This window comes from Type-F symbiont of Plautia stali (assembly GCF_059731105.1).
Map to the genome: position 1 here is coordinate 2,529,592 of NZ_AP035909.1, position 18,365 is coordinate 2,547,956.

General features: G+C 56.5%; 18 protein-coding genes, 1 pseudogene and 1 other annotated feature. Of the genes and pseudogenes, 9 read left to right on the forward strand and 10 right to left on the reverse strand.

Features of this window, described 5'->3' with window-relative positions; all coding sequences use genetic code 11:
• The first annotated feature begins 372 nt into the window (after window positions 1-372).
• Together AC6I7A_RS12010 and AC6I7A_RS12015 are read left to right on the forward strand one after the other, a co-directional pair.
• The gene (locus tag AC6I7A_RS12010; protein WP_058956661.1) at window positions 373-1,062 is read left to right on the forward strand and encodes a hypothetical protein; all 690 of its coding nucleotides are present in this window, start codon (window positions 373-375) and stop codon (window positions 1,060-1,062) included.
• A 215-nt stretch (window positions 1,063-1,277) separates the two neighbouring features.
• Window positions 1,278-1,754 carry a type VI secretion system tube protein TssD gene (locus AC6I7A_RS12015; RefSeq protein WP_058956662.1) on the forward strand — a complete coding sequence of 159 codons (477 nt, stop codon included), beginning with the start codon at window positions 1,278-1,280 and terminating at the stop codon, window positions 1,752-1,754.
• 55 nt (window positions 1,755-1,809) lie between these two features.
• Here AC6I7A_RS12015 and AC6I7A_RS12020 read toward each other — a convergent pair whose 3' ends face one another.
• Window positions 1,810-1,959 carry a hypothetical protein gene (locus AC6I7A_RS12020; protein WP_195910796.1) on the reverse strand — a complete coding sequence of 50 codons (150 nt, stop codon included), beginning with the start codon at window positions 1,957-1,959 and terminating at the stop codon, window positions 1,810-1,812.
• A 176-nt stretch (window positions 1,960-2,135) separates the two neighbouring features.
• Window positions 2,136-2,294 (reverse strand): annotated as a pseudogene (locus AC6I7A_RS12025) (Arm DNA-binding domain-containing protein); the annotation flags it as partial.
• Window positions 2,295-2,487: 193 nt separating this feature from the next.
• Between AC6I7A_RS12025 and sbcB the strand changes: the two are divergent.
• Window positions 2,488-3,915, forward strand: coding sequence for an exodeoxyribonuclease I (gene sbcB / locus AC6I7A_RS12030; protein ID WP_058956663.1), 1,428 nt, complete (start codon window positions 2,488-2,490; stop codon window positions 3,913-3,915).
• Window positions 3,916-3,971: 56 nt separating this feature from the next.
• Here the strand turns inward: sbcB and AC6I7A_RS12035 are convergent, their stop codons facing one another.
• The 5 genes from AC6I7A_RS12035 to ltnD form a co-directional block, all read right to left on the reverse strand.
• Entirely contained in the window at window positions 3,972-5,327 is a 1,356-nt protein-coding gene (locus AC6I7A_RS12035; protein ID WP_009089343.1) for a GntP family transporter, read from the reverse strand.
• Between the two features lie 125 nt (window positions 5,328-5,452).
• Window positions 5,453-6,238, reverse strand: coding sequence for an HPr family phosphocarrier protein (locus tag AC6I7A_RS12040; RefSeq protein WP_058956664.1), 786 nt, complete (start codon window positions 6,236-6,238; stop codon window positions 5,453-5,455).
• The gene (otnC, locus tag AC6I7A_RS12045) at window positions 6,238-6,882 is read right to left on the reverse strand and encodes a 3-oxo-tetronate 4-phosphate decarboxylase (protein WP_058956665.1); all 645 of its coding nucleotides are present in this window, start codon (window positions 6,880-6,882) and stop codon (window positions 6,238-6,240) included. The genes AC6I7A_RS12040 and otnC overlap by 1 nt, the downstream gene beginning before the upstream one ends.
• Window positions 6,875-8,137, reverse strand: a complete 1,263-nt coding sequence (otnK, locus tag AC6I7A_RS12050) for a 3-oxo-tetronate kinase (protein ID WP_058956732.1) — start codon at window positions 8,135-8,137, stop codon at window positions 6,875-6,877. Before otnK ends, otnC begins: the two co-directional genes overlap by 8 nt.
• Window positions 8,137-9,042: an L-threonate dehydrogenase gene (gene ltnD / locus AC6I7A_RS12055; protein ID WP_058956666.1), complete on the reverse strand. Its 906-nt coding sequence runs from the start codon at window positions 9,040-9,042 to the stop codon at window positions 8,137-8,139. Before ltnD ends, otnK begins: the two co-directional genes overlap by 1 nt.
• Window positions 9,043-9,295: 253 nt before the next feature.
• Here ltnD and ygbI point away from each other — a divergent pair, with 253 nt between their 5' ends.
• Window positions 9,296-10,057: a DNA-binding transcriptional repressor YgbI gene (gene ygbI, locus AC6I7A_RS12060; protein WP_046102172.1), complete on the forward strand. Its 762-nt coding sequence runs from the start codon at window positions 9,296-9,298 to the stop codon at window positions 10,055-10,057.
• Window positions 10,058-10,107: 50 nt separating this feature from the next.
• Here ygbI and AC6I7A_RS12065 read toward each other — a convergent pair whose 3' ends face one another.
• Both AC6I7A_RS12065 and AC6I7A_RS12070 read right to left on the reverse strand, forming a co-directional pair.
• Complete coding sequence (locus AC6I7A_RS12065; protein ID WP_009089331.1) at window positions 10,108-11,466, reverse strand: APC family permease; 1,359 nt, start codon at window positions 11,464-11,466, stop codon at window positions 10,108-10,110.
• Between the two features lie 402 nt (window positions 11,467-11,868).
• On the reverse strand, window positions 11,869-13,284 hold the full coding sequence (locus AC6I7A_RS12070) for a glutamine synthetase family protein (protein WP_009089328.1): 1,416 nt from the start codon (window positions 13,282-13,284) through the stop codon (window positions 11,869-11,871).
• A gap of 204 nt (window positions 13,285-13,488) precedes the next feature.
• Between AC6I7A_RS12070 and puuD the strand changes: the two genes are divergently transcribed.
• The 3 genes from puuD to AC6I7A_RS12085 are packed head-to-tail and all read left to right on the forward strand — an operon-like array spanning window position 13,489 to window position 16,100.
• Complete coding sequence (gene puuD / locus AC6I7A_RS12075; protein WP_058956667.1) at window positions 13,489-14,253, forward strand: gamma-glutamyl-gamma-aminobutyrate hydrolase; 765 nt, start codon at window positions 13,489-13,491, stop codon at window positions 14,251-14,253.
• Window positions 14,246-14,803, forward strand: coding sequence for an HTH-type transcriptional regulator PuuR (gene puuR, locus AC6I7A_RS12080; RefSeq protein ID WP_009089325.1), 558 nt, complete (start codon window positions 14,246-14,248; stop codon window positions 14,801-14,803). The genes puuD and puuR overlap by 8 nt, the downstream gene beginning before the upstream one ends.
• A gap of 19 nt (window positions 14,804-14,822) precedes the next feature.
• On the forward strand, window positions 14,823-16,100 hold the full coding sequence (locus AC6I7A_RS12085) for an NAD(P)/FAD-dependent oxidoreductase (protein ID WP_058956668.1): 1,278 nt from the start codon (window positions 14,823-14,825) through the stop codon (window positions 16,098-16,100).
• 163 nt (window positions 16,101-16,263) lie between these two features.
• Here the strand turns inward: AC6I7A_RS12085 and AC6I7A_RS12090 are convergent, their stop codons facing one another.
• Window positions 16,264-17,091, reverse strand: coding sequence for an NAD-dependent epimerase/dehydratase family protein (locus AC6I7A_RS12090; RefSeq protein WP_058956669.1), 828 nt, complete (start codon window positions 17,089-17,091; stop codon window positions 16,264-16,266).
• A gap of 179 nt (window positions 17,092-17,270) precedes the next feature.
• Here AC6I7A_RS12090 and hisL point away from each other — a divergent pair, with 179 nt between their 5' ends.
• Both hisL and hisG read left to right on the forward strand, forming a co-directional pair.
• Window positions 17,271-17,318, forward strand: a complete 48-nt coding sequence (gene hisL / locus AC6I7A_RS12095; protein ID WP_100396937.1) for a his operon leader peptide — start codon at window positions 17,271-17,273, stop codon at window positions 17,316-17,318.
• Window positions 17,294-17,414 (forward strand) — a sequence feature (His leader region). It overlaps the preceding gene by 25 nt.
• A 48-nt stretch (window positions 17,415-17,462) precedes the next feature.
• Entirely contained in the window at window positions 17,463-18,362 is a 900-nt protein-coding gene (gene hisG / locus AC6I7A_RS12100; protein WP_009089318.1) for an ATP phosphoribosyltransferase, read from the forward strand.
• Window positions 18,363-18,365 lie beyond the last annotated feature (3 nt).

An 18,365-nucleotide genomic window follows, 5' to 3' on the forward strand; every position in this document is an offset into this window, starting at 1 on the left:
CGCTTTCTGTTTTTTCACCCAGTGAACGCAATGAACGCAATGAACGGATATGAAATTTGAAAAACGATAGCGTACAGCCTACCTTCCTCTTTCACGATTACGAGACAGTGACCACATCACACTGATTTTAAATCATAATTTTTCGATAAAATAAAACCTGGTACGCATATTGGTACACATTATAGTGTGTTTGATCGGTAGACCAACCCGCCTCATTTTTAAATGATGGGCCTTAATGGCTCATAAGCGCCCAAATCCTGGCCGTGACGTTTACAGGCTGCCATGTAACACGACAATTAATTCTTTACTGATTGGGTTTCCCCCTTTAATTTATAGGGATATAGAGCGGAATTTAACCAAAAGGAATGGGCTATGCACTATAGTAAAGAAATTGTGTCTTATTTACAGTCAAATAACATCCTCGCGTCAAAACTTGATCACGCATTTATCGGCGTTAGAAACGCGGTTGCCAACCAATTCCATTTGATAGGATCAGGTGCGCAGCGCGCATTATATTATTCGTCGTGTTTTACCCAGGATTACCAGGACGTTTGCCGACAACAGAAAACAGAAGATTTAAGATTCAAGCGAGGCGTAGAGCATCTTTTCGAACATGGCAACTTAGCATATGACATGCTGAAATTATATTTTGAAGAAATATTCCGTCATAAAACAAATGATCAATTGGAATATATTAAAAAAGGCTTGATGGCGGTTAACGTTCATATCGCCGCCAGCCATCTGACAAGTGCAGGAATGGCATTAGCTGCAGCTACTACCGTTGCTGTTGGATTGAATTTAAGCCTAAATATGAGCGCGTTAATTGGTGGGAAAACTGCCGGCCTCATTGGAATTGCGGGTATTTATGGAGTAGTCCAAAAAGCTGCAGATAGCGCACGCCGCCTGCATTATACTGCACCTGATTATTATGCCGCGCTATATACCCAAGAACTGGAAATGATGTTTTTCCTGATCGAGCCTTTATTTGATAGAGCGCAGGTTTTTAATAAAGGAACATCAGATAAGGATATAATCAACATCGTCAGAAAGATGATCGGGTGATTATAAAAATGAAAAATATAATTAAATTACTTATAAAGAGAATTTTCAAAACCTCACTCACATATTATGGCCCAGCCGCATTAACAATAATTTTTTCATTCACATTTCTACATTTTTTCCCCGACGGCCCATTATGGCCCATACCAGTATTTATCGCATTGATAATAATCTTCGTTAAATGGTAAATTATAAATCAATATTTAGAAGGAACTAAAATGACCCCAGCGCATTTATGGCTTGAAGATGAAAATGGTTCACCAACCGCAGGTAGTTGCCCAATGCCATTAAGGTCAGGCTCAATCGAGTTAAAATCATTCTCACACGGCGTAACTATCCCTGTAGAGCCCAACTGGGGAAAATTAACAGGTACGCGTGTGCACAGTCCCATCACAATAGTCAAAGAATTTGATCAAACAACTCCGCTGCTCTACAGGGCAGTCTGTGAAGGCCGGACAATGAAGAAAGGCACTATCAGAATGTATCGCATTCTTGAATCCGGGATCGAAGCCGAATATTTCAATATCATTCTTGAAAATGTCAAATTTACGACAGTCGCACCCTACCTTTCCCCCAATGGGTTGAGCAGCACGCATCCTGAAACGCTGGAATTGCGCTATGAGGCAATCACATGGAAATACATTGACGGCAATATTATTTACCGCGATACATGGAATCAGCTAGCCACATATTAAAATAAAAAAAGCCCGGTGAACGCCGGGCTGGTATCGGACAAAGGAAACCAAATAATCACGCGATAAAACTATCATTGACAATATTATTAATGGTTTTATAAACAATTCCCCGGTCTGCTATCCCATCAGCAACGGTATTTTCAGCAACTTCCAGCGTCATGGCCGCGCGTTCGCGCTGCGCCTGCACCCAGCGACGTATATCCATCACAACACGATAAATACGTCGCGGCGGGTGCCATAGGCTGCACGGCCCAGGATACGACCACTGCGCCTCCCGTCACCAGGTGCGCAACTTCCTGTTATGGGCCAGATACGTCAGCAGTTGGCGTATCTGGCTGTACAAAGCTGGTCACGCCTGTACTGCCCGGACGTGATTTTAGGCGTTGGGAACCAGCCTGAACTCAACCGCTGTGGTTTACCATTCCACCTGTAGCGATACTGAAACAGGATCACGCCCTTTGGCGATATGCGAACGCCCAGCTCATCAGGATCTGAAATTTCAGCCGAACCGGATTATGGTTTACCATGTAGGGAGCGTAATTAAGGGTCACTCAGCGCCTTAATAATTTCTGGTACACAGCAAAATGTGCTTCTGGTACGCATCCGGAACACGATGTTGCCGGTATAACAGCGAACAGCAACCAAAGGCAAATGTGAACAAAGCCAGACAATAAAATGATGAAAATTGTTTTAACTCAGCAAGTTAATGAAAAATGACGAACGGTAACGCACATTGAAAAACGACCCCGGACAACCTACCTTCCTCTTTCACGATTACGAGACCTTCGGCACCAGCCCGTCGCGCGACCGGCCTGCTCAGTTTGCCGGGCTGCGCACTGACAGTGACTTTAATCCGGTGGGTGAACCCGAAGTCTTCTACTGCCGTCTGCCTGATGACTATCTGCCGCAGCCCGAAGCGGTGATGATTACCGGTATCACGCCTCAGGTGGCGATGACGCGCGGCGTGAATGAAGCGGAGTTTGCTGAACGTATCCATTCCCTGTTTACCACGGAACAAACCTGTGTGGTGGGCTACAACAACGTGCGCTTCGACGACGAAGTCACGCGCAATATCTTCTATCGCAACTTCTACGATCCCTATGGCTGGAGCTGGCAGAATGGCAATTCCCGCTGGGACCTGCTCGACGTGATGCGTGCCTGCTATGCGCTGCGGCCGGATGGCATCAACTGGCCGGAGAATGAGGAAGGCTTTCCCAGCTTCCGGCTGGAGCATCTGACCAAAGCCAACGGTGTGGCGCATGAAAATGCGCATGATGCGATGTCCGATGTGTACGCCACGCTGGCGATGGCGAAGCTGGTGAAAGAGAAGCAGCCAAAGCTGTTTGAGTTTTTGTTCACCCATCGTAACAAGAACAAGCTGATGACGCTGATCGACATCCCGCAGATGAAGCCGCTGGTGCATGTCTCAGGTATGTTCGGTGCCGCGCGCGGGAATACCAGCTGGATTGTGCCGCTGGCCTGGCATCCCGATAACCGGAATGCGCTGATCGTGGTGGATCTGGCGGGTGATATGTCGCCGCTGCTGGAACTGGATGCCGCTGCACTGCGTGAGCGTCTCTATACGGCGAAAAACGATCTCGGCGATCTGCCGGCCGTGCCGGTTAAACTGGTGCATATCAATAAGTGTCCGGTTCTGGCCCCGGCCAGCACGCTGCGCCCGGAAGATGCTGCCCGGCTGGGCATCGATCGTCAGCACTGCCTGGCGAATCTGGCCCTGCTGCGCCAGCAGCCCGACGTGCGGGAGAAACTGGTGACGCTGTTTGCCGAAGCCGAGCCGTTTACGCCATCAGACGACGTAGACGCGCAACTCTATGATGGCTTCTTCAGTAATGCGGATCGCGCGGGGATGAACATCATCCGCCAGACCGCCCCGGCGAATCTGCCTGCGCTGGACCTGACCTTCGAGAGTGCGCGGGTGGCGAAACTGCTGTTCCGCTACCGGGCGCGTAACTTCCCCGGCACGCTGGATGATGCCGAGCAGCAGCGCTGGCTGCAGCATCGGCGTGAAGTGCTTAACAGCGATCGGGTGCAGGCGTTTATGCAGGAGCTGGAGTCGCTCGCCAGTCTGCATGAAGCCGATGCGGAAAAACTCGGACAGCTGAAAGCGCTCTATCTTTACGCGCAGGATCTGGTCTCCTGAATCCTGAATGCCGCCCGGCATCCTCAGCCGGGTCCGGCATCGGACTGTGTCGTGGATTACAGCAGTGTCCACGCCAGCCAGGTCAGGGCGAAACCGCTCAGCCCCATTAAGGTGGTCAGTACCGTCCAGGTGCGCAGACCGTCAGCCACTGACAGCCCGAGATAGCGCGTCACCACCCAGAAACCTGCGTCATTGACATGTGACAGTCCCAGCCCGCCAAAGCAGGCCGCCAGCGTCACCAGTACCCGCTGCATGTCCGTTACGCCGGTCACCGCCTGCGTCAGCAATCCGCTGGTTGTCAGGATCGCCACGGTGGCGGAGCCCTGTGACGCACGCAGCGCCAGCGACAGGATGAACGCCGCAGGCACCAGCGGCAGATGCAGCGTTTCAAGCGTGACCGCCAGCGCTTTGCCGACGCCCGACTCCACCAGCACTTTGCCGAAAGCGCCACCGGCACCCGCCACCAGTATCACACTGGCAGACGTGGGGATCGCCCGGCCGGTCAGGTCTTCCAGCTTATCTTTGCTCCAGCCACGTCGTACCCCCAGCAGCCAGGCCGCCAGCCCCAGGGCAATCAGCAGAGCAATGGGCGGGGTGCCGATGACGGTCATCACGCTCCGCAGCAGATTGCCCTCATCCATCAGGGTGTGGGACAGCGTGCCCAGCACAATCAGGACAATCGGCACCACAATCAGCCCGCTGATGGTCAGCGCGCCAGGCGGTGCGGGCTCATTCTTCTTTTCCTGTCCCTCGGGTTTTGCCATCTGCAGCTGTTCGAGCACGTCCACTGAAAGATGATAGTGGCGACGGTTCATCACCTTCGCCACGTAGTAGCCGATGATCCCGACCGGAATCGAAATGGCGATACCCAGCATCATCAGCCAGCCCATGTCGGTGTGCAGGATCCCCGCGGCGGCGGCGGCACCGGGATGGGTCGGCAGCGCCACGTGCACCGTCAGCATCACGCCCGCCATCGGCAGGCCAAACTTCAGGGGTGAGACCCGCGCCACTTTGGTAAATCCATAGATCAGCGGGATAACAATGATGAAGCCTACTTCAAAAAAGACCGGGATTCCGAGGATAAAAGCCGCCATGGTCAGGGCCGCCACGGTCCGTTTTAACCCCAGCGTCTTACTGAAACGCTGCGCCAGCGACTCGGCGCCCCCCGAGGCTTCGATGATCGCGCCGAGCATGGCACCGAGAACGATAATAATGGTGATGTGACCGAGCAGCCCGCCCATACCGGTAACAATCGTCTCCATGATTTTTTCGGCCGGGATGCCCGTGGCGATCGCCACCAGCAGACTGACAATTAACAGGGCGACAAACGGATGGACTTTAGCTTTGATCACCAGCAGCAGCAGGATCACAATGCTGGCGGTCGCTATGGCTAACAGCAGTGCGGTGGACATAGTAAGCCTCAGAAATGGTTATATTTTTAGGTTATCGGGGTACAGGGAGAGCAGGTGCAGGGCCGGAAAAAGGGCAAGCCGCTCCCTGCCGGTGCCGGAACACCGGTTTTTTACAGCGCGTTAAATCAGGCTTTTATCTTCCAGGGCGCAAACCAGCCCAGCCCCTCGTTAGTGCGACCGCGCGGGATATACTCGCAGCCCACCCAGCCGCTATAGCCGACTTCATCCAGCAGCGAGAAGAGATACGGATAATAGATTTCACCCTCATCCGGCTCATGACGGTCCGGTGCTGAGGCGATCTGCACGTGGGCATAGCGCCCGGCATAGTGACGAATCAGGTGCGTGAGATTGCCATCCACACGTTGTGCGTGGAAAAGGTCGAGCTGAGTAAAGACGTTAGGGCGATCGATCTGTTCTGCCATCTCCAGCGTCTGATACTGGCTGGCGTAGAGATACCCCGGTTTGGTGGTCGGATTCAGGGCTTCAATCAGCAGGTTGATGCCGTGTGGCGCGAAGCGCTCCGCGGCATAACGCATGTTGTGAATGAAGGTGTCGGCATAGCGCTGACGGTCGGCCCCCGGCGGCACGGTGGCCGCCATGACATGCACCTGCGGGCAGTTCAGCGCCAGCGCATAGCTCAGGGCGCGATCGATGTCTGCTCTGGCATCCGCTTCCCGGCCAGGAATAGCGGTGACGCCCCACTCTCCCGCTGCGACGTTGCCGGGAGCAGTATTGAAGAGCACGAGCTGTAGCTGATGCTCATCCAGCCACGTTTTGATCTGGCTGGCGGGATAGTCATAGGGAAACATAAACTCTACGGCGCGGAAGCCCGCATCAGCCGCCGCCGCGAAGCGCTCCGCGAACGGCAGTTCCGTAAACAGGGTGGTCAGGTTAGCAGCAAACTTTGGCATTATCGGCTCCTTAATTCCGCCACTTCGGCAGCATTGAGATAACGAATGGGCCGGTCACCCAGCGTAAAGATTAACCGGGCCGTCTCTTCCAGTTCTTCCGTGTTATCGGCGGCTTCCTGCAGTGATTTTCCCACCACCACCGGGCCATGATTCGCCAGCAAAAAGGCGCGATAGCGGGGGGCCAGCCGCGACAGATCCTCCGCCAGTCGCCCATCGCCGGGCTTATAGTAGGGCACGACCGGCACATCCCCGACACGCATCACCACATAGGGGGTGAACGGCCGGATACAGTTGTCCGTGTCCAGCCCCTGCAGACAGGAGAGCGCCGTCAGGTAGTGGCTGTGCAGATGCACCACCGCCCGGCAGTCGGGATTATTCAGGTAGAGCGCGCGGTGGAAAGCGATCTCTTTGGAGGGTTTGTCGCCAGAGAGCCACTCCCCCTCCGGCGTCACTTTTGCCAGCCGATCAGCCTGTAACTCGCCGAGGCAGGAGCCGGTCGGCGTCGCCAGCAGATTACCGTCTTCAAGCAGCAGGGAGAGGTTGCCCGCCGAACCGGTGGCATAGCCGCGCTGAAAAAATGAGGCCCCCAGCCGCACCATCTCATCACGCGCCTGCTGCTCAATTAAAGAGAAAGATTCAGTCATAGGTAAACTCCGTTTGCGCGCGGCGGAAAAAGTCTTCGTCGCCAAAATTCCCCGACTTCAGTGCCAGAGAGAGCGGCTGGTGGATATCACGCACCCAGGGCACGCCCGGCGAAATTGTCGGGCCGATGTGAAAGGCGGTCACGCCCAGCGTCTGGGCTACCACACCGGAGGTTTCTCCCCCGGCCACAATAAAGCGCTGCCAGCCGCGCCGTTTCAGCTCCCGCGTCACGGCGGCAAACAGCTGCTCAACGGCCTCACTGCTGCGCTGCGCACCATAGCGCTGCTGGATCGCCTGCAGCTGCTGTGCGTCGGTGGTGGCATAAAGCAGCGGAGCCAGAGAGTGCTGGCTATTGGCTTCCGTCCAGTCACAGAGCTGGCGGGCATAGTCATCTGAATTCTGCATGCAGGGTTCGACCTGCACTTCGCAGGCCGGTGCCTGCTGGCGATAGAGGCTGACCTGCCGGCAGGTCATCTGCGAACAGGAGCCGGACAACACCACGGCGCGCCCACCCTGCGGACGCCCTGCCTGCTCTGCCTGAGCATCCGCCCCGGCTCTCGCCCACTGCCGCGCCAGACCGATAGCCAGCCCGGAACCGCCGGTCACCAGCCGCAGATCGCTGAGGGCCGCGCCCAGAGTCAGCAGATGCTGGTGATGCAGCGTGTCGATCACCACGTAGCTGACGCCCTGCTCTGCCAGCTGATGCATCGCCTGCCGGACGGAGTCGGCGCCCTGGTCGACCTGTGCCGCCGCGATCAGTCCGGCTTTGCCCGTCGCCTGTGATGCCATCAGACGCAGCAGGTTGCTCTCGCGCATGGGCGTAACCGGATGATGACGCATCCCCGACTCCGACAGCAGCTGGTCACCAACAAACAGATGGCCCTGATAGACCGTGCGGCCATTGACCGGCAGAGCCGGACAGATAACGGTCTGCGTCTCACCCAGCGCCTTCATCAGGGCATCGGTCACCGGACCAATATTGCCCTGGGCGGTGCTGTCGAAGGTGGAGCAATATTTAAAATAGAAGCGCTGGCAGCCCTGCTGCTGTAACCATGCCAGCGCAGCCAGCGACTGAGCAACCGCCTGCTCTGCCGGACAGGAGCGACTCTTCAGGCTGATCACCATCGCCTGAGCATCGGTGGCGATTTCACCGCCGGGAATGCCGTTGAACTGAATGGTGCTCAGCCCGTTCTGCACCAGAAAGCTGGCGATGTCGGTGGCACCGGTAAAATCATCTGCGATTACACCAAGACGCATCATCCCTCCTCCTTCGCCTGCGGCAGCGTTATGCCGCTGAAGATCTTGATCACGGCGCTGTCATCCTCACGACCATAACCGGCGTTGCTGGCTTCGGTGAACATAGTAAGCGCGGTGGAGGCCAGCGGCAGCGGAAAATGCAGTGCTTTGGCGGTGTCGGCCACCAGGTTAAGATCTTTCACAAAGATATCGACAGCCGATTTCGGGCTGTAGTCACCGTCTACCACATGCTTCATACGGTTCTCGAACATCCATGAATTACCCGCAGCGTTGGTGACCACTTCATACATCGTTTCCAGCGGAATACCGGCTCGTGCCGCCAGCGCCATCGCTTCTGCTCCCACCGCGATGTGAACGCCCGCCAGCAGCTGATGGATAATTTTGACGGTGGAGCCCGCCCCGATCTCTCTGCCCACGCGATAAACTTTGGCCGCGACCGCATCCAGTACCGGCTGCAGCTGGCTAAACGCCGCCTCACTGCCGGACGCCATGACCGTCATCTCACCACTGGCCGCTTTGGCAGCCCCGCCGGAGACCGGTGCATCGAGCATCAGCAGCTGATATTGCGCCAGCTGCTGCTCAATCTGCTGCGCGTCGCTGGCTGACAGCGTGGATGAGACCATCACCACGGTCCCCGGACGCAGCTTTGCCGCCAGGCCATTTTCACCAAACAGAACCGCGTTCACCTGCTGCGCATTGACCACCAGCAGCAAAACAGCATCGAGCTGGTCAGCAAAGCCAGATGCCGAGGGCTGCGCATCGCGCGCACCTGCCCGGCGCAACGTCTCAAGCGCGGCCGGATTTAAATCGACGCCCCAGGTGTTGAGACCGGCGCGCAGGCAGGATTGTGCAGCCCCCATGCCCATGGATCCTAACCCGATAACACAGATGTTCTTCGCTGGCACGTTACGCCCCCTGTTAAATTAAGTGATTATTTGTTTGTTACTGTTAATCGTGCCAGCATCCGGCGGCTGAAAATGTGTCACGTCTCACAAAAAACATCACAGCTTCGTTAGAGAACAATTTTTAACACGGTCGGGCTTCCCTGTTCTGTCTGGGAATCTGAACATACTCTCAGCCCTGACCCTGTGATTATCTGTTCTGATAAACCGTGAAATACTCTACAATGTGAAAAAATGGTAAATAGCAGGAGCAGGTATGATTCCGGTTGAACGTCATCAACAGATCCTTGCCTTGGTGGCCGATCGTGGCGTGGTGAGCATCGCCGAGCTGACGGAGCGGCTGGGGGTCTCACACATGACGATACGTCGTGATGTGCAGAAACTGGAGGAACAGGGTGCGGTGCTGTCAGTCTCCGGCGGCGTACGCACTGCCGATCGGCTGGCGGCTGAGCCTTCACATCTCACCAAAAGTACCCTGTTTAACGATGAGAAATATGCCATTGGCCGCGCCGCCGCCCGGCACATTCCCCGCAATAGCTGCATCTATCTGGATGCCGGCACCACCATGCTGGCCCTGGCGAGAGAGGTAGTGGATCGTGATGATTTACTGGTGGTGACCAACGATTTCATGGTCGCGAATCTGTTGATGGAGGGCAGTCAGTGCAGAGTGATTCACACCGGCGGAACGGTCTGCCGGGAAAACCGCTCCTGCGTCGGCGAATCGGCAGCAAGAAGCCTGCGTCATCTGGCGATTGATATCGCGTTTATCTCCGCCTCCTGCTGGGGGCCGCGAGGCCTGTTTACGCCCGATGAAGATAAGGTCACCGTGAAGCAGGCGGTCAGCGAGGTGAGCAGTAAGCGCGTGCTGCTCAGTGACAGTTCGAAGTACAGCCGGATAGCGACTTTTCTGGCGTTGCCGCTGGAGAGGTTTGATCAGATCATTACCGACAAAAAGTTGAGTGAAGCGGCGCTGGAACAGTTAAATGCGGGGAGCTGGGAACTGGTACTGGCAGGCTAGGTTATTGCCGCCTTCCCGGAAGAGCCGGAAAGGCGGCAACGTCGTCGCGATTAAATCTCTTCGCTGAACTGCGGCACCGGATTACGGAAGCTGCGGGTCACGAAGGCCAGGTAGATAATCCCGATGGCGGCCCAGATCAGGCCCAGCACCATAGAACTCTCTTCCAGGTTCACCCACAGCGCACCGACCGTCAGCGCACCGAGCAGCGGCAGCAGCAGATACTGAACGTGATCTTTCAGCGTGCGGTTACGCTTCTCACGGATCCAGAACTGCGCGATCACCGACAGGTTCACAAAGGTAAACGCCACCAGCGCACCGAAGTTGATCAGCGCCGTCGCCGTGACCAGGTCGAAGTTAATCGCCATCAGCGCAATCGCGCCCACCAGCAGCACGTTGAGCGAAGGGGTACGCCATTTTGGATGGATGTAACCGAAGAAACGCTCCGGGAACACGCCATCACGACCCATGACATACATCAGGCGCGAAACGCCCGCATGCGCCGCCATACCGGATGCCAGCACCGTGACCACCGAGAAGATCAGGATGCCGACCTGCAGCGCTTTACCGGCGACGAACAGCATGATTTCAGGCTGTGACGAGTCCGGGTCCTGGAAACGGCTGATGTCCGGGAAGTAGAGCTGCAGGAAATAGGATGCCGCGATAAAGATCACACCACCGATCAGCGCCGTCAGGAAAATTGCGCGCGGAATGGTGCGTTCTGCATCTTTGGTCTCTTCCGACAGCGAACTGATACCGTCAAAGCCGAGGAACGAGAAGCAGAGGATCGTCGCACCGGTAATCATCGGCACCACGTGCGCATTCTCAGACCAGAACGGTCTGCTGCTCACCAGAGTGCCCGAACCCACGCCGCTTGCCACACCGTAGATCACCATGCCGGTGATACCGAGCATGACAACAACCTGCAGCACCACAATGACGCTGTTGAAGTTGGCGACAGTTTTGATGCCCTTGAGGTTAGAGAGCGTCATGAAACCGACCAGCAGTACCACAAAAATCCACGACGGGATGCCGGGCACCAGCGACTCAAAGTAGTTTTTTGCCAGCAGGATGTTGATCATCGGCATGAACAGGTAGTCCAGCAGGGATGACCAGCCAACCATAAAGCCGACGTGCGGACTGATTGCCTTCTGAGCGTAGGTATAAGCGGAGCCCGCAGAGGGGAAGCGGCGTACCAGCTTACCGTAGCTTACGGCAGTGAACAGAATCGCAATCAGCGCGAAAGCATAAGCAGTGGCAACGTGACCATCGGTCAGACCAGAAACAATACCAAAGGTATCGAACAGGGTCATAGGCTGCATGTAGGCTAAGCCCATCATGACGACCGGAAGTAACGTTAGCGTCTTTTTGAGTTGCGCACGCTGCGGTGCGGCGGAGGTATTAAGCGACATGCTTCAGTCCCCCATGTGCGACAACCTGGCTGGGCTGGGTCACAGGGCAACTGCGCATTAAGCGACAGGGAGTAGGGTTAGCGGTTAACGCGGCGCCGTAATCATCACGAAAACGCGTGCCAGCATTGACTGGCAGTGTGGTAAACATCCCCATCTTTGTAATCCTCAATCTCACGCGTGTGCGTGTTTTCAGTGTTTATCTATCCGGGTGCGTGCCCGGCCTCGGTTAAGTCAGCAAAAATGCTCTGTTAAAACTGAATGCAAAAAAATAACCGGCGCTTAAAGCGTCGGTTATCGTCTGATTTTGCAGGCCGCGTATTCTGCCCAACCACGGGCAGAAATTCAAGCCGTCGGGGCATCATAAGCAAAAAAAGCAATTCAGATTAGCGATTAACGCCCCGGTCAGGCATTTTTCAGCATCCAGTCAATTTCCGTGGCGGTGATCAGCCGTTCAAACTGCATCAGCTCATGGTGCTTGCAGCTGTGCCAGACGCTGGCAAAGCGTTCGCCAAGTAACTTCTGCAGCGGATAACTGCTGTCAAACTCATACAGGGCATCGCTCTGCCGGATCGGCAGGGCCAGACCTTCCGCATGATGCCCGTTACCGGTCACCGGCTGCGGTAGCGGCAGTTGCGTATCCAGTCCGTGCAGCATACCGGCAAGAATAGCAGAAACCACCAGATAGGGGTTGGCATCCGCCCCCGCGACCCGATACTCAATGCGATGGTTGTCGATATCCCCGCACGGCACACGCAGCGCAACGGTACGATTGTTATGGCCCCATGAGGCCTGTAACGGCACATACGCATCCGGCACAAAGCGGCGATAGGCATTCACGTTGGGCGCCAGCAGTGCCATCGACGCCGGCATCAGGTCGATCATGCCAGCCAGCGCCCGCTTCATCAGCGGCGAATCACTGCCGTCGTCACAGGCGAAGGCGTTATGATCGGCGGCATCCAGCATGCTGATGTGCACATGCATCCCGCTACCCGCATACTCTTCATAGGGCTTAGCCATAAAGGTGGCGGTCATACCGTGGTTCTCCGCCACCTGCCGGATCAGCCGCTTAAGCTGCACCGCATGGTCGCAGGCGCGCAGCACGTCGCGGGTATGATGCAGGTTGATTTCAAACTGTCCGGGCGAGGCTTCCGCCAGTGCGCCATCGGCCGGTATCCCCTGCTGACGCGCCAGATCGTCAATATCACGCAGCACATCCGCAAAGTGGTCGAGATTATCGACCGAATAAACCTGGCTCTGCATGTTGCGTTCATCACTGCCCGGCGCACAGGGCGGCTGGATAAACCCTTCAGCATCGCGCTTTTTGTCAACCAGATAGAACTCCAGCTCTACCGCTACCACCGGAAAAAGGCCTCGGTTGCGCAGCTGTTGCCACAGCCGGTTGAGGACATTTCGGGGTTCAACGTCAAAGGGAGTGCCATCTTGGTTGCACATAGTTAACAGCAGCTGCGCAATGTGTTGAGGATCGGAGGCGGAGGGAACTAAGGTGCCGCTGACCGGCAGGCAGAGATTGTCGGGTTCGCCCAGTGACTGGCCAAGTCCCGCTTCTTCCACCGTATTGCCGAGGATATCCATGGCGAATACCGAGGCGGGGAAATAACACCCTTTTTCCAGCTTGGGCAGCGCGGAGACCGGAATGCGCTTGCCGCGAAACACACCATTTAAATCATTTAACAGGATGTCGACATACTGCGTTTCAGGATGGCGCTCCAGCCAGGTTTTCACCTCAAGCTGGAACGCGCTGGTTCGTTTCTCTTCACTGTGAAGCGTGAAGTCTTCCACTTCTACCAGGTTAGTCATGATCTCACCCGCCCCTATAAGGTTTGCGTAATGCTCAAAATAACGGCCACACCACTAACATAGCGCCAACATAAAAAGTGTGCAAATGTAACAAATCTGTTTGAAGAACAAACAGCAGATTGCTAGATTGAAAAAATATTGAACACATAACCGCCAGACGTGCCCTTTCGGTAGATATTTCGAACACCTAAGCGAGGACGTGAGATGGGCATTATTTTTGACAAGCCGTTGATTGGCGTAGTGATGTGCCAGAAGGATACCGGCGGTCATCCGACTCAGACGGTGCATAACAAATATTGCGATGCACTCGTTCAGGCGGGAGGTGTACCGCTCGCCCTGCCCCACAGTCTGATTAACGCCCCTCATCTATTAGAAAACGCTATGGCTGTGCTGGATGGTCTGCTGCTGACCGGCAGTCCCAGCAATATCGAACCCTGGCACTATGGCGAGGCCGGTGAGGAGCCGCACGCCGATCCGGGTCGTGACCGCCTCGCCTTTCAGCTGATCACCTGGGCCACCAGCCACAAAATGCCGATGTTTGGCATCTGCCGGGGACTGCAGGAGCTGGTGGTGGCGAATGGCGGCAGCCTGTGGCGGGATCTCTGCGCCCGGCCTGACGTTCAGCGTCATCATGAAGATGAGACGCGCCCCCTGGCTGAGCAGTATGCGCCGGTGCATCAGGTGACCGTCGAACCGGACGGCATGCTGGCGACGCTGTTTGCCGACAGCACCCTGGAGGTCAATTCTCTGCATCATCAGGGCATCCGCGAGCCGGGACCGCAGCTGCGCATCGAAGCACGCGCAGCCGATGGTCTGGTCGAAGCCGTGAGCCTGCGTCATCACCCTTTCGCCCTGGCGGTGCAGTGGCATCCCGAATGGCAGCCGGAAACGACGCCGGGATCGCAGGCGCTGTTCAGCGGATTTATACAGGCTGCCATTCGTTATCACAGGGGAAAAGACGATGAGTGATGCCACGCTGGCACCGGGACGGCGGCTGGCGGAGATCCGGCAGACGCTGGGGCTGTCGCAGCGCCGCGTGGCTGAGCTGGCCGGATTGACCCACAGCGCCATCAGCACCATCGAACAGGATAAGGTCAGCCCGGCGGTCAGTACCCTGCAGAAACTGCTGAAGGTCTATGGCCTCTCCCTGTCGGAGTTTTTCTCCGATCCCAGGCCGGATGCAGAGCCGAAAATTATCGTCCGGCCCGGCGAACTGCTGGAGATTGGCAGTCAGGGGGTCTCGCTGAAACTGATCGACAACGGTAAAGCCCAGCGTTCGCTGGGGATGCTGCTGGAAACTTACCAGCCCGGTGCCAGTACCGGTGAGAAGCTGCGTCATCCTGGTGAAGAGACCGGTACGCTGCTGGAGGGTGAAATTATCCTGATGATCAACGGGCAGCGCTTTCATCTCTCCGCCGGAGAGAGTTATGTGATTGATACCGGCTTACCGCACAGCTTCACCAACAGTGCCGATATCCCCTGTCGCATCGTCAGTGCCCACACGCCCGCTAACTTTTAGGCGCATTCAGGAGGTTGTTATGAATTATGTGGAGAGTTATTACGCGGCAACCGCCAATGCCCATGAACCCTGGCCGACGTTGCAGGAGAGCATCCAGTGTGACGTCTGCATTATTGGCGGCGGCTTTACCGGCCTCTCTGCGGCGCTGCATCTGACCGAAGTTGGCTATGACGTGGTCGTGCTGGAAGCCGCACGCATCGGCTTTGGTGCCAGCGGACGTAACGGCGGCCAGGTGGTCAACTCCTACAGCCGCGACGTGGATGTAATTGAGCAGCGCTACGGCAAAGAGAGCGCCCGCATGCTGGGCAGCATGATGTTTGAGGGTGCGGCGATCATCCGCGATCGCATTGATCGTTACGCGATTGACTGCGATTACCGGCCCGGCGGCATCTTTGCCGCCCTGAATGCACGCCAGATGGCACATCTGCAGAAGCAGAAAATCCTGTGGCAGCAGTATGGCAATCACGATCTGGAGCTGCTCGATGAACGGGGGATCCGCCGCGAAGTGGCGACCGAACGTTATGTCGGCGGGCTGCTGGACCGGCGCGGCGGCCATCTGCACCCCCTGAATCTGGCGCTGGGCGAAGCGGAAGCGATACGGCGACATGGCGGACGTATCTACGAACAGTCTGCGGCCCTGAAGGTGATTTATGGCTCACCGAATCGGGTAAAAACCGCCCAGGGTGAGGTCAGCGCCACCTTTGTCATCTTCGCCGGTAATGCCTATCTCTCGCCGCAGCTTGAGCCGCGACTGAGCAGGAAAAGCATGCCGTGTGGTTCACAGATTGTGGTTACCGAGCCGCTTTCACCCGATCAGGCGTTGTCGCTGCTGCCTAACAACTACTGCGTGGAAGATTGTAACTACCTGCTGGATTATTTTCGTCTGACGGCGGATAACCGGCTGCTCTATGGCGGCGGCGTGGTCTATGGGGCACGGGAACCGGCAGACATTGAAGCGTTGATTCGTCCCAAACTGCGTCGAACCTTCCCCCAGTTGCAGAACGTCAGGCTGGACTTTAGCTGGAGCGGCAATTTCCTGCTGACGCTCTCGCGCATGCCGCAGTTTGGCCGGCTGGAGAACAATGTCTATTTCATGCAGGGTGACAGCGGTCATGGCGTGACCTGCACCCATCTCTCCGGCAAGCTGATCAGTGAAGTTTTACGCGGCGATGCTGAGCGTTTTGACGCCTTTGCCCGTCTGCCCCATCTGCCCTTCCCCGGCGGCAGACGCTTTAAGGTGCCACTGACGGCGATGGGCGCGGTGTGGTATGCGCTGCGGGATCGGCTGGGGGTGTGAGGTAAGTGATGGTCACCGCTGCCTGCCCGACTGAACTACCGGATTTCAGACGGGCACGGTTAGCCCTGGTATCTTGCTAAAAGTATGTTGTAACTACAAAACAGGCAGAACAGGGAAACATGCAGCGGGAGCAGCCGGCTCCCGCAAAACGGTATTCAGCGCCTTACTCCAGCGGCATCTTCACCGGATCGTCATAGCGATACTCAAACCCCAGCTCGCTGCAGATACGCGACCCGTCAATCAGCTTACCGCTCTCTTTCACTGCCTCTGGCGCGAACTGAGGCGGCTGCAGGCCAAGCTGGCGCGTCACCGCCGGATAGAAGGTGTCGCGGGAGGGGTGCTTCGGCGCACAGAGGTTATAGGTCCGGCCCCCTTTGGGCGACTGCAGCAGCAGCGTAATCGCCTCAACCACATCATCGAGATGCACCAGATTGACGCCCTGCGAACCATTAGCCACATCCTGTTTTCCCGCCAGGAAGCGTCCCGGATGGCGTTTTGGCCCGACCAGCCCCGCCAGACGCACAACATCGACGCTGGTGCCAGGCAGATCGTGCAGCCAGTTTTCCAGTTTCACCAGCGTCTTTCCGGCGACGGTTTCAGCGGTCAGCGGGCTGTTTTCCCGCTTAGGCCCGGAGCTGCTGCCATACACAGAGGTGGAGCTGGTAAAGATAATGCGTGGCACCCTGTAAACCAGCGCGGTGTCGACCACATTCTGCACCGCCTGCAGATAGGCCTCGCCCCCTTCTGCGGTGCGGCTGGCGGGCAGCGTCACGATCAGCGCATCAACATTGAACAGCGGTTCGATATCGGCGGCATCACACACCAGCTCAGGCGTCAGCTCCAGCTGAAAGGCCTCAATGCCGCAGTGGCGGGCCGTCTCAACACCGTCCGGCGTGGTTTTACTGCCTGTCACCTGCCAGCTCCGCGCCGTTAACGCCGTGGCCAGCGGCATGCCCAACCAGCCCAGTCCCACAATCGCGACCTTCTTCATATTGACTCCTGACGTAAAACATCCACCCTGACTTCACCGTAGTTTGCCCCCGGATTGCAAACCAGGACAACCTGTTTCAGTGCTTTCCGAACCGGGTCTATAAAAAAGTGTTGCCAACGGCACGCATCTTCGCTAGGTTAAACCCCACAAATGAATACTCATTCATCGACGAGATTATTATGACACGCGTTCAGTTTAATCATCACCACCACCATCATCCTGACTAGTCTTTCAGGCGATTGGTGCTGGAAGACTTTCAAGATCTTCCAGTGGTGCGAACGCAAGAGAACCCCCGGAAGATCGTCTTCCGGGGGTTTTTTTATGGGCTGACGTAATCACACATTCAGGACAGGATTAAGAGGACAGGAACCATGTTAGATAACACCCGTTTACGCATAGCTATGCAGAAATCTGGCCGTTTAAGTGATGATTCACGCGAACTGCTGGCGCGCTGCGGCGTTAAAATCAACCTTCAGCAACAGCGCCTGATTGCGTTTGCGGAGAACATGCCCATCGACATCCTGCGCGTGCGCGATGACGATATTCCTGGCCTGGTCATGGATGGCGTGGTCGATTTAGGCATCATCGGTGAGAACGTGCTGGAAGAGGAGTTACTCTCACGCCGGGCGCAGGGTGAAGACCCGCGCTATTTCACCCTGCGCCGCCTCGACTTCGGCGGCTGCCGCCTGTCGCTGGCGATGGGAACCGATGACGAGTACACCGGCCCGCAGTGCCTCGACAACGCCCGTATCGCCACCTCCTATCCGCACCTGTTAAAGCAGTACCTCGACAAAAAAGGTGTCAGCTTCAAAACCTGTATGCTGAACGGTTCCGTTGAAGTTGCGACCCGCGCCGGTCTGGCTGACGCCATCTGCGACCTGGTCTCCACCGGGGCCACGCTGGAGGCCAATGGCCTGCGTGAAGTGGAAGTGATCTATCGTTCAAAAGCCGTCCTGATTCAGCGCGACGGCGAGATGCCTGCCGCCAAGCAGGAGCTGATTGACAAGATGATGACCCGTATTCAGGGCGTGATCAAAGCGCGCGAATCGAAGTACATCATGCTGCACGCGCCGAGTGAGCGCCTGGAAGAGGTGATCAGCCTGCTGCCTGGCGCAGAGCGCCCGACCGTGCTGCCGCTGGCGGGAGATGTCAGCCGCGTGGCGATGCACATGGTCAGCAGCGAAACCCTGTTCTGGGAAACGATGGAAAAACTGAAGTCACTGGGTGCCAGTTCGATTCTGGTGCTGCCAATTGAGAAGATGATGGAGTAAGCC

Excerpts from the sequence above, each read along its gene's own strand:
- AC6I7A_RS12065 (WP_009089331.1), bottom strand. The coding sequence starts at position 11,466 with ATGTCGCTTAATACCTCCGCCGCACCGCAGCGTGCGCAACTCAAAAAG.
- ygbI (WP_046102172.1), top strand. The coding sequence starts at position 9,296 with ATGATTCCGGTTGAACGTCATCAACAGATCCTTGCCTTGGTGGCCGAT.
- AC6I7A_RS12035 (WP_009089343.1), bottom strand. The coding sequence starts at position 5,327 with ATGTCCACCGCACTGCTGTTAGCCATAGCGACCGCCAGCATTGTGATC.
- puuD (WP_058956667.1), top strand. The coding sequence starts at position 13,489 with ATGGGCATTATTTTTGACAAGCCGTTGATTGGCGTAGTGATGTGCCAG.
- AC6I7A_RS12010 (WP_058956661.1), top strand. The coding sequence starts at position 373 with ATGCACTATAGTAAAGAAATTGTGTCTTATTTACAGTCAAATAACATC.
- AC6I7A_RS12090 (WP_058956669.1), bottom strand. The coding sequence starts at position 17,091 with ATGAAGAAGGTCGCGATTGTGGGACTGGGCTGGTTGGGCATGCCGCTG.
- hisG (WP_009089318.1), top strand. The coding sequence starts at position 17,463 with ATGTTAGATAACACCCGTTTACGCATAGCTATGCAGAAATCTGGCCGT.
- AC6I7A_RS12070 (WP_009089328.1), bottom strand. The coding sequence starts at position 13,284 with ATGACTAACCTGGTAGAAGTGGAAGACTTCACGCTTCACAGTGAAGAG.
- AC6I7A_RS12020 (WP_195910796.1), bottom strand. The coding sequence starts at position 1,959 with ATGGATATACGTCGCTGGGTGCAGGCGCAGCGCGAACGCGCGGCCATG.
- AC6I7A_RS12085 (WP_058956668.1), top strand. The coding sequence starts at position 14,823 with ATGAATTATGTGGAGAGTTATTACGCGGCAACCGCCAATGCCCATGAA.
- puuR (WP_009089325.1), top strand. The coding sequence starts at position 14,246 with ATGAGTGATGCCACGCTGGCACCGGGACGGCGGCTGGCGGAGATCCGG.
- AC6I7A_RS12015 (WP_058956662.1), top strand. The coding sequence starts at position 1,278 with ATGACCCCAGCGCATTTATGGCTTGAAGATGAAAATGGTTCACCAACC.
- otnC (WP_058956665.1), bottom strand. The coding sequence starts at position 6,882 with ATGACTGAATCTTTCTCTTTAATTGAGCAGCAGGCGCGTGATGAGATG.
- AC6I7A_RS12040 (WP_058956664.1), bottom strand. The coding sequence starts at position 6,238 with ATGCCAAAGTTTGCTGCTAACCTGACCACCCTGTTTACGGAACTGCCG.
- otnK (WP_058956732.1), bottom strand. The coding sequence starts at position 8,137 with ATGCGTCTTGGTGTAATCGCAGATGATTTTACCGGTGCCACCGACATC.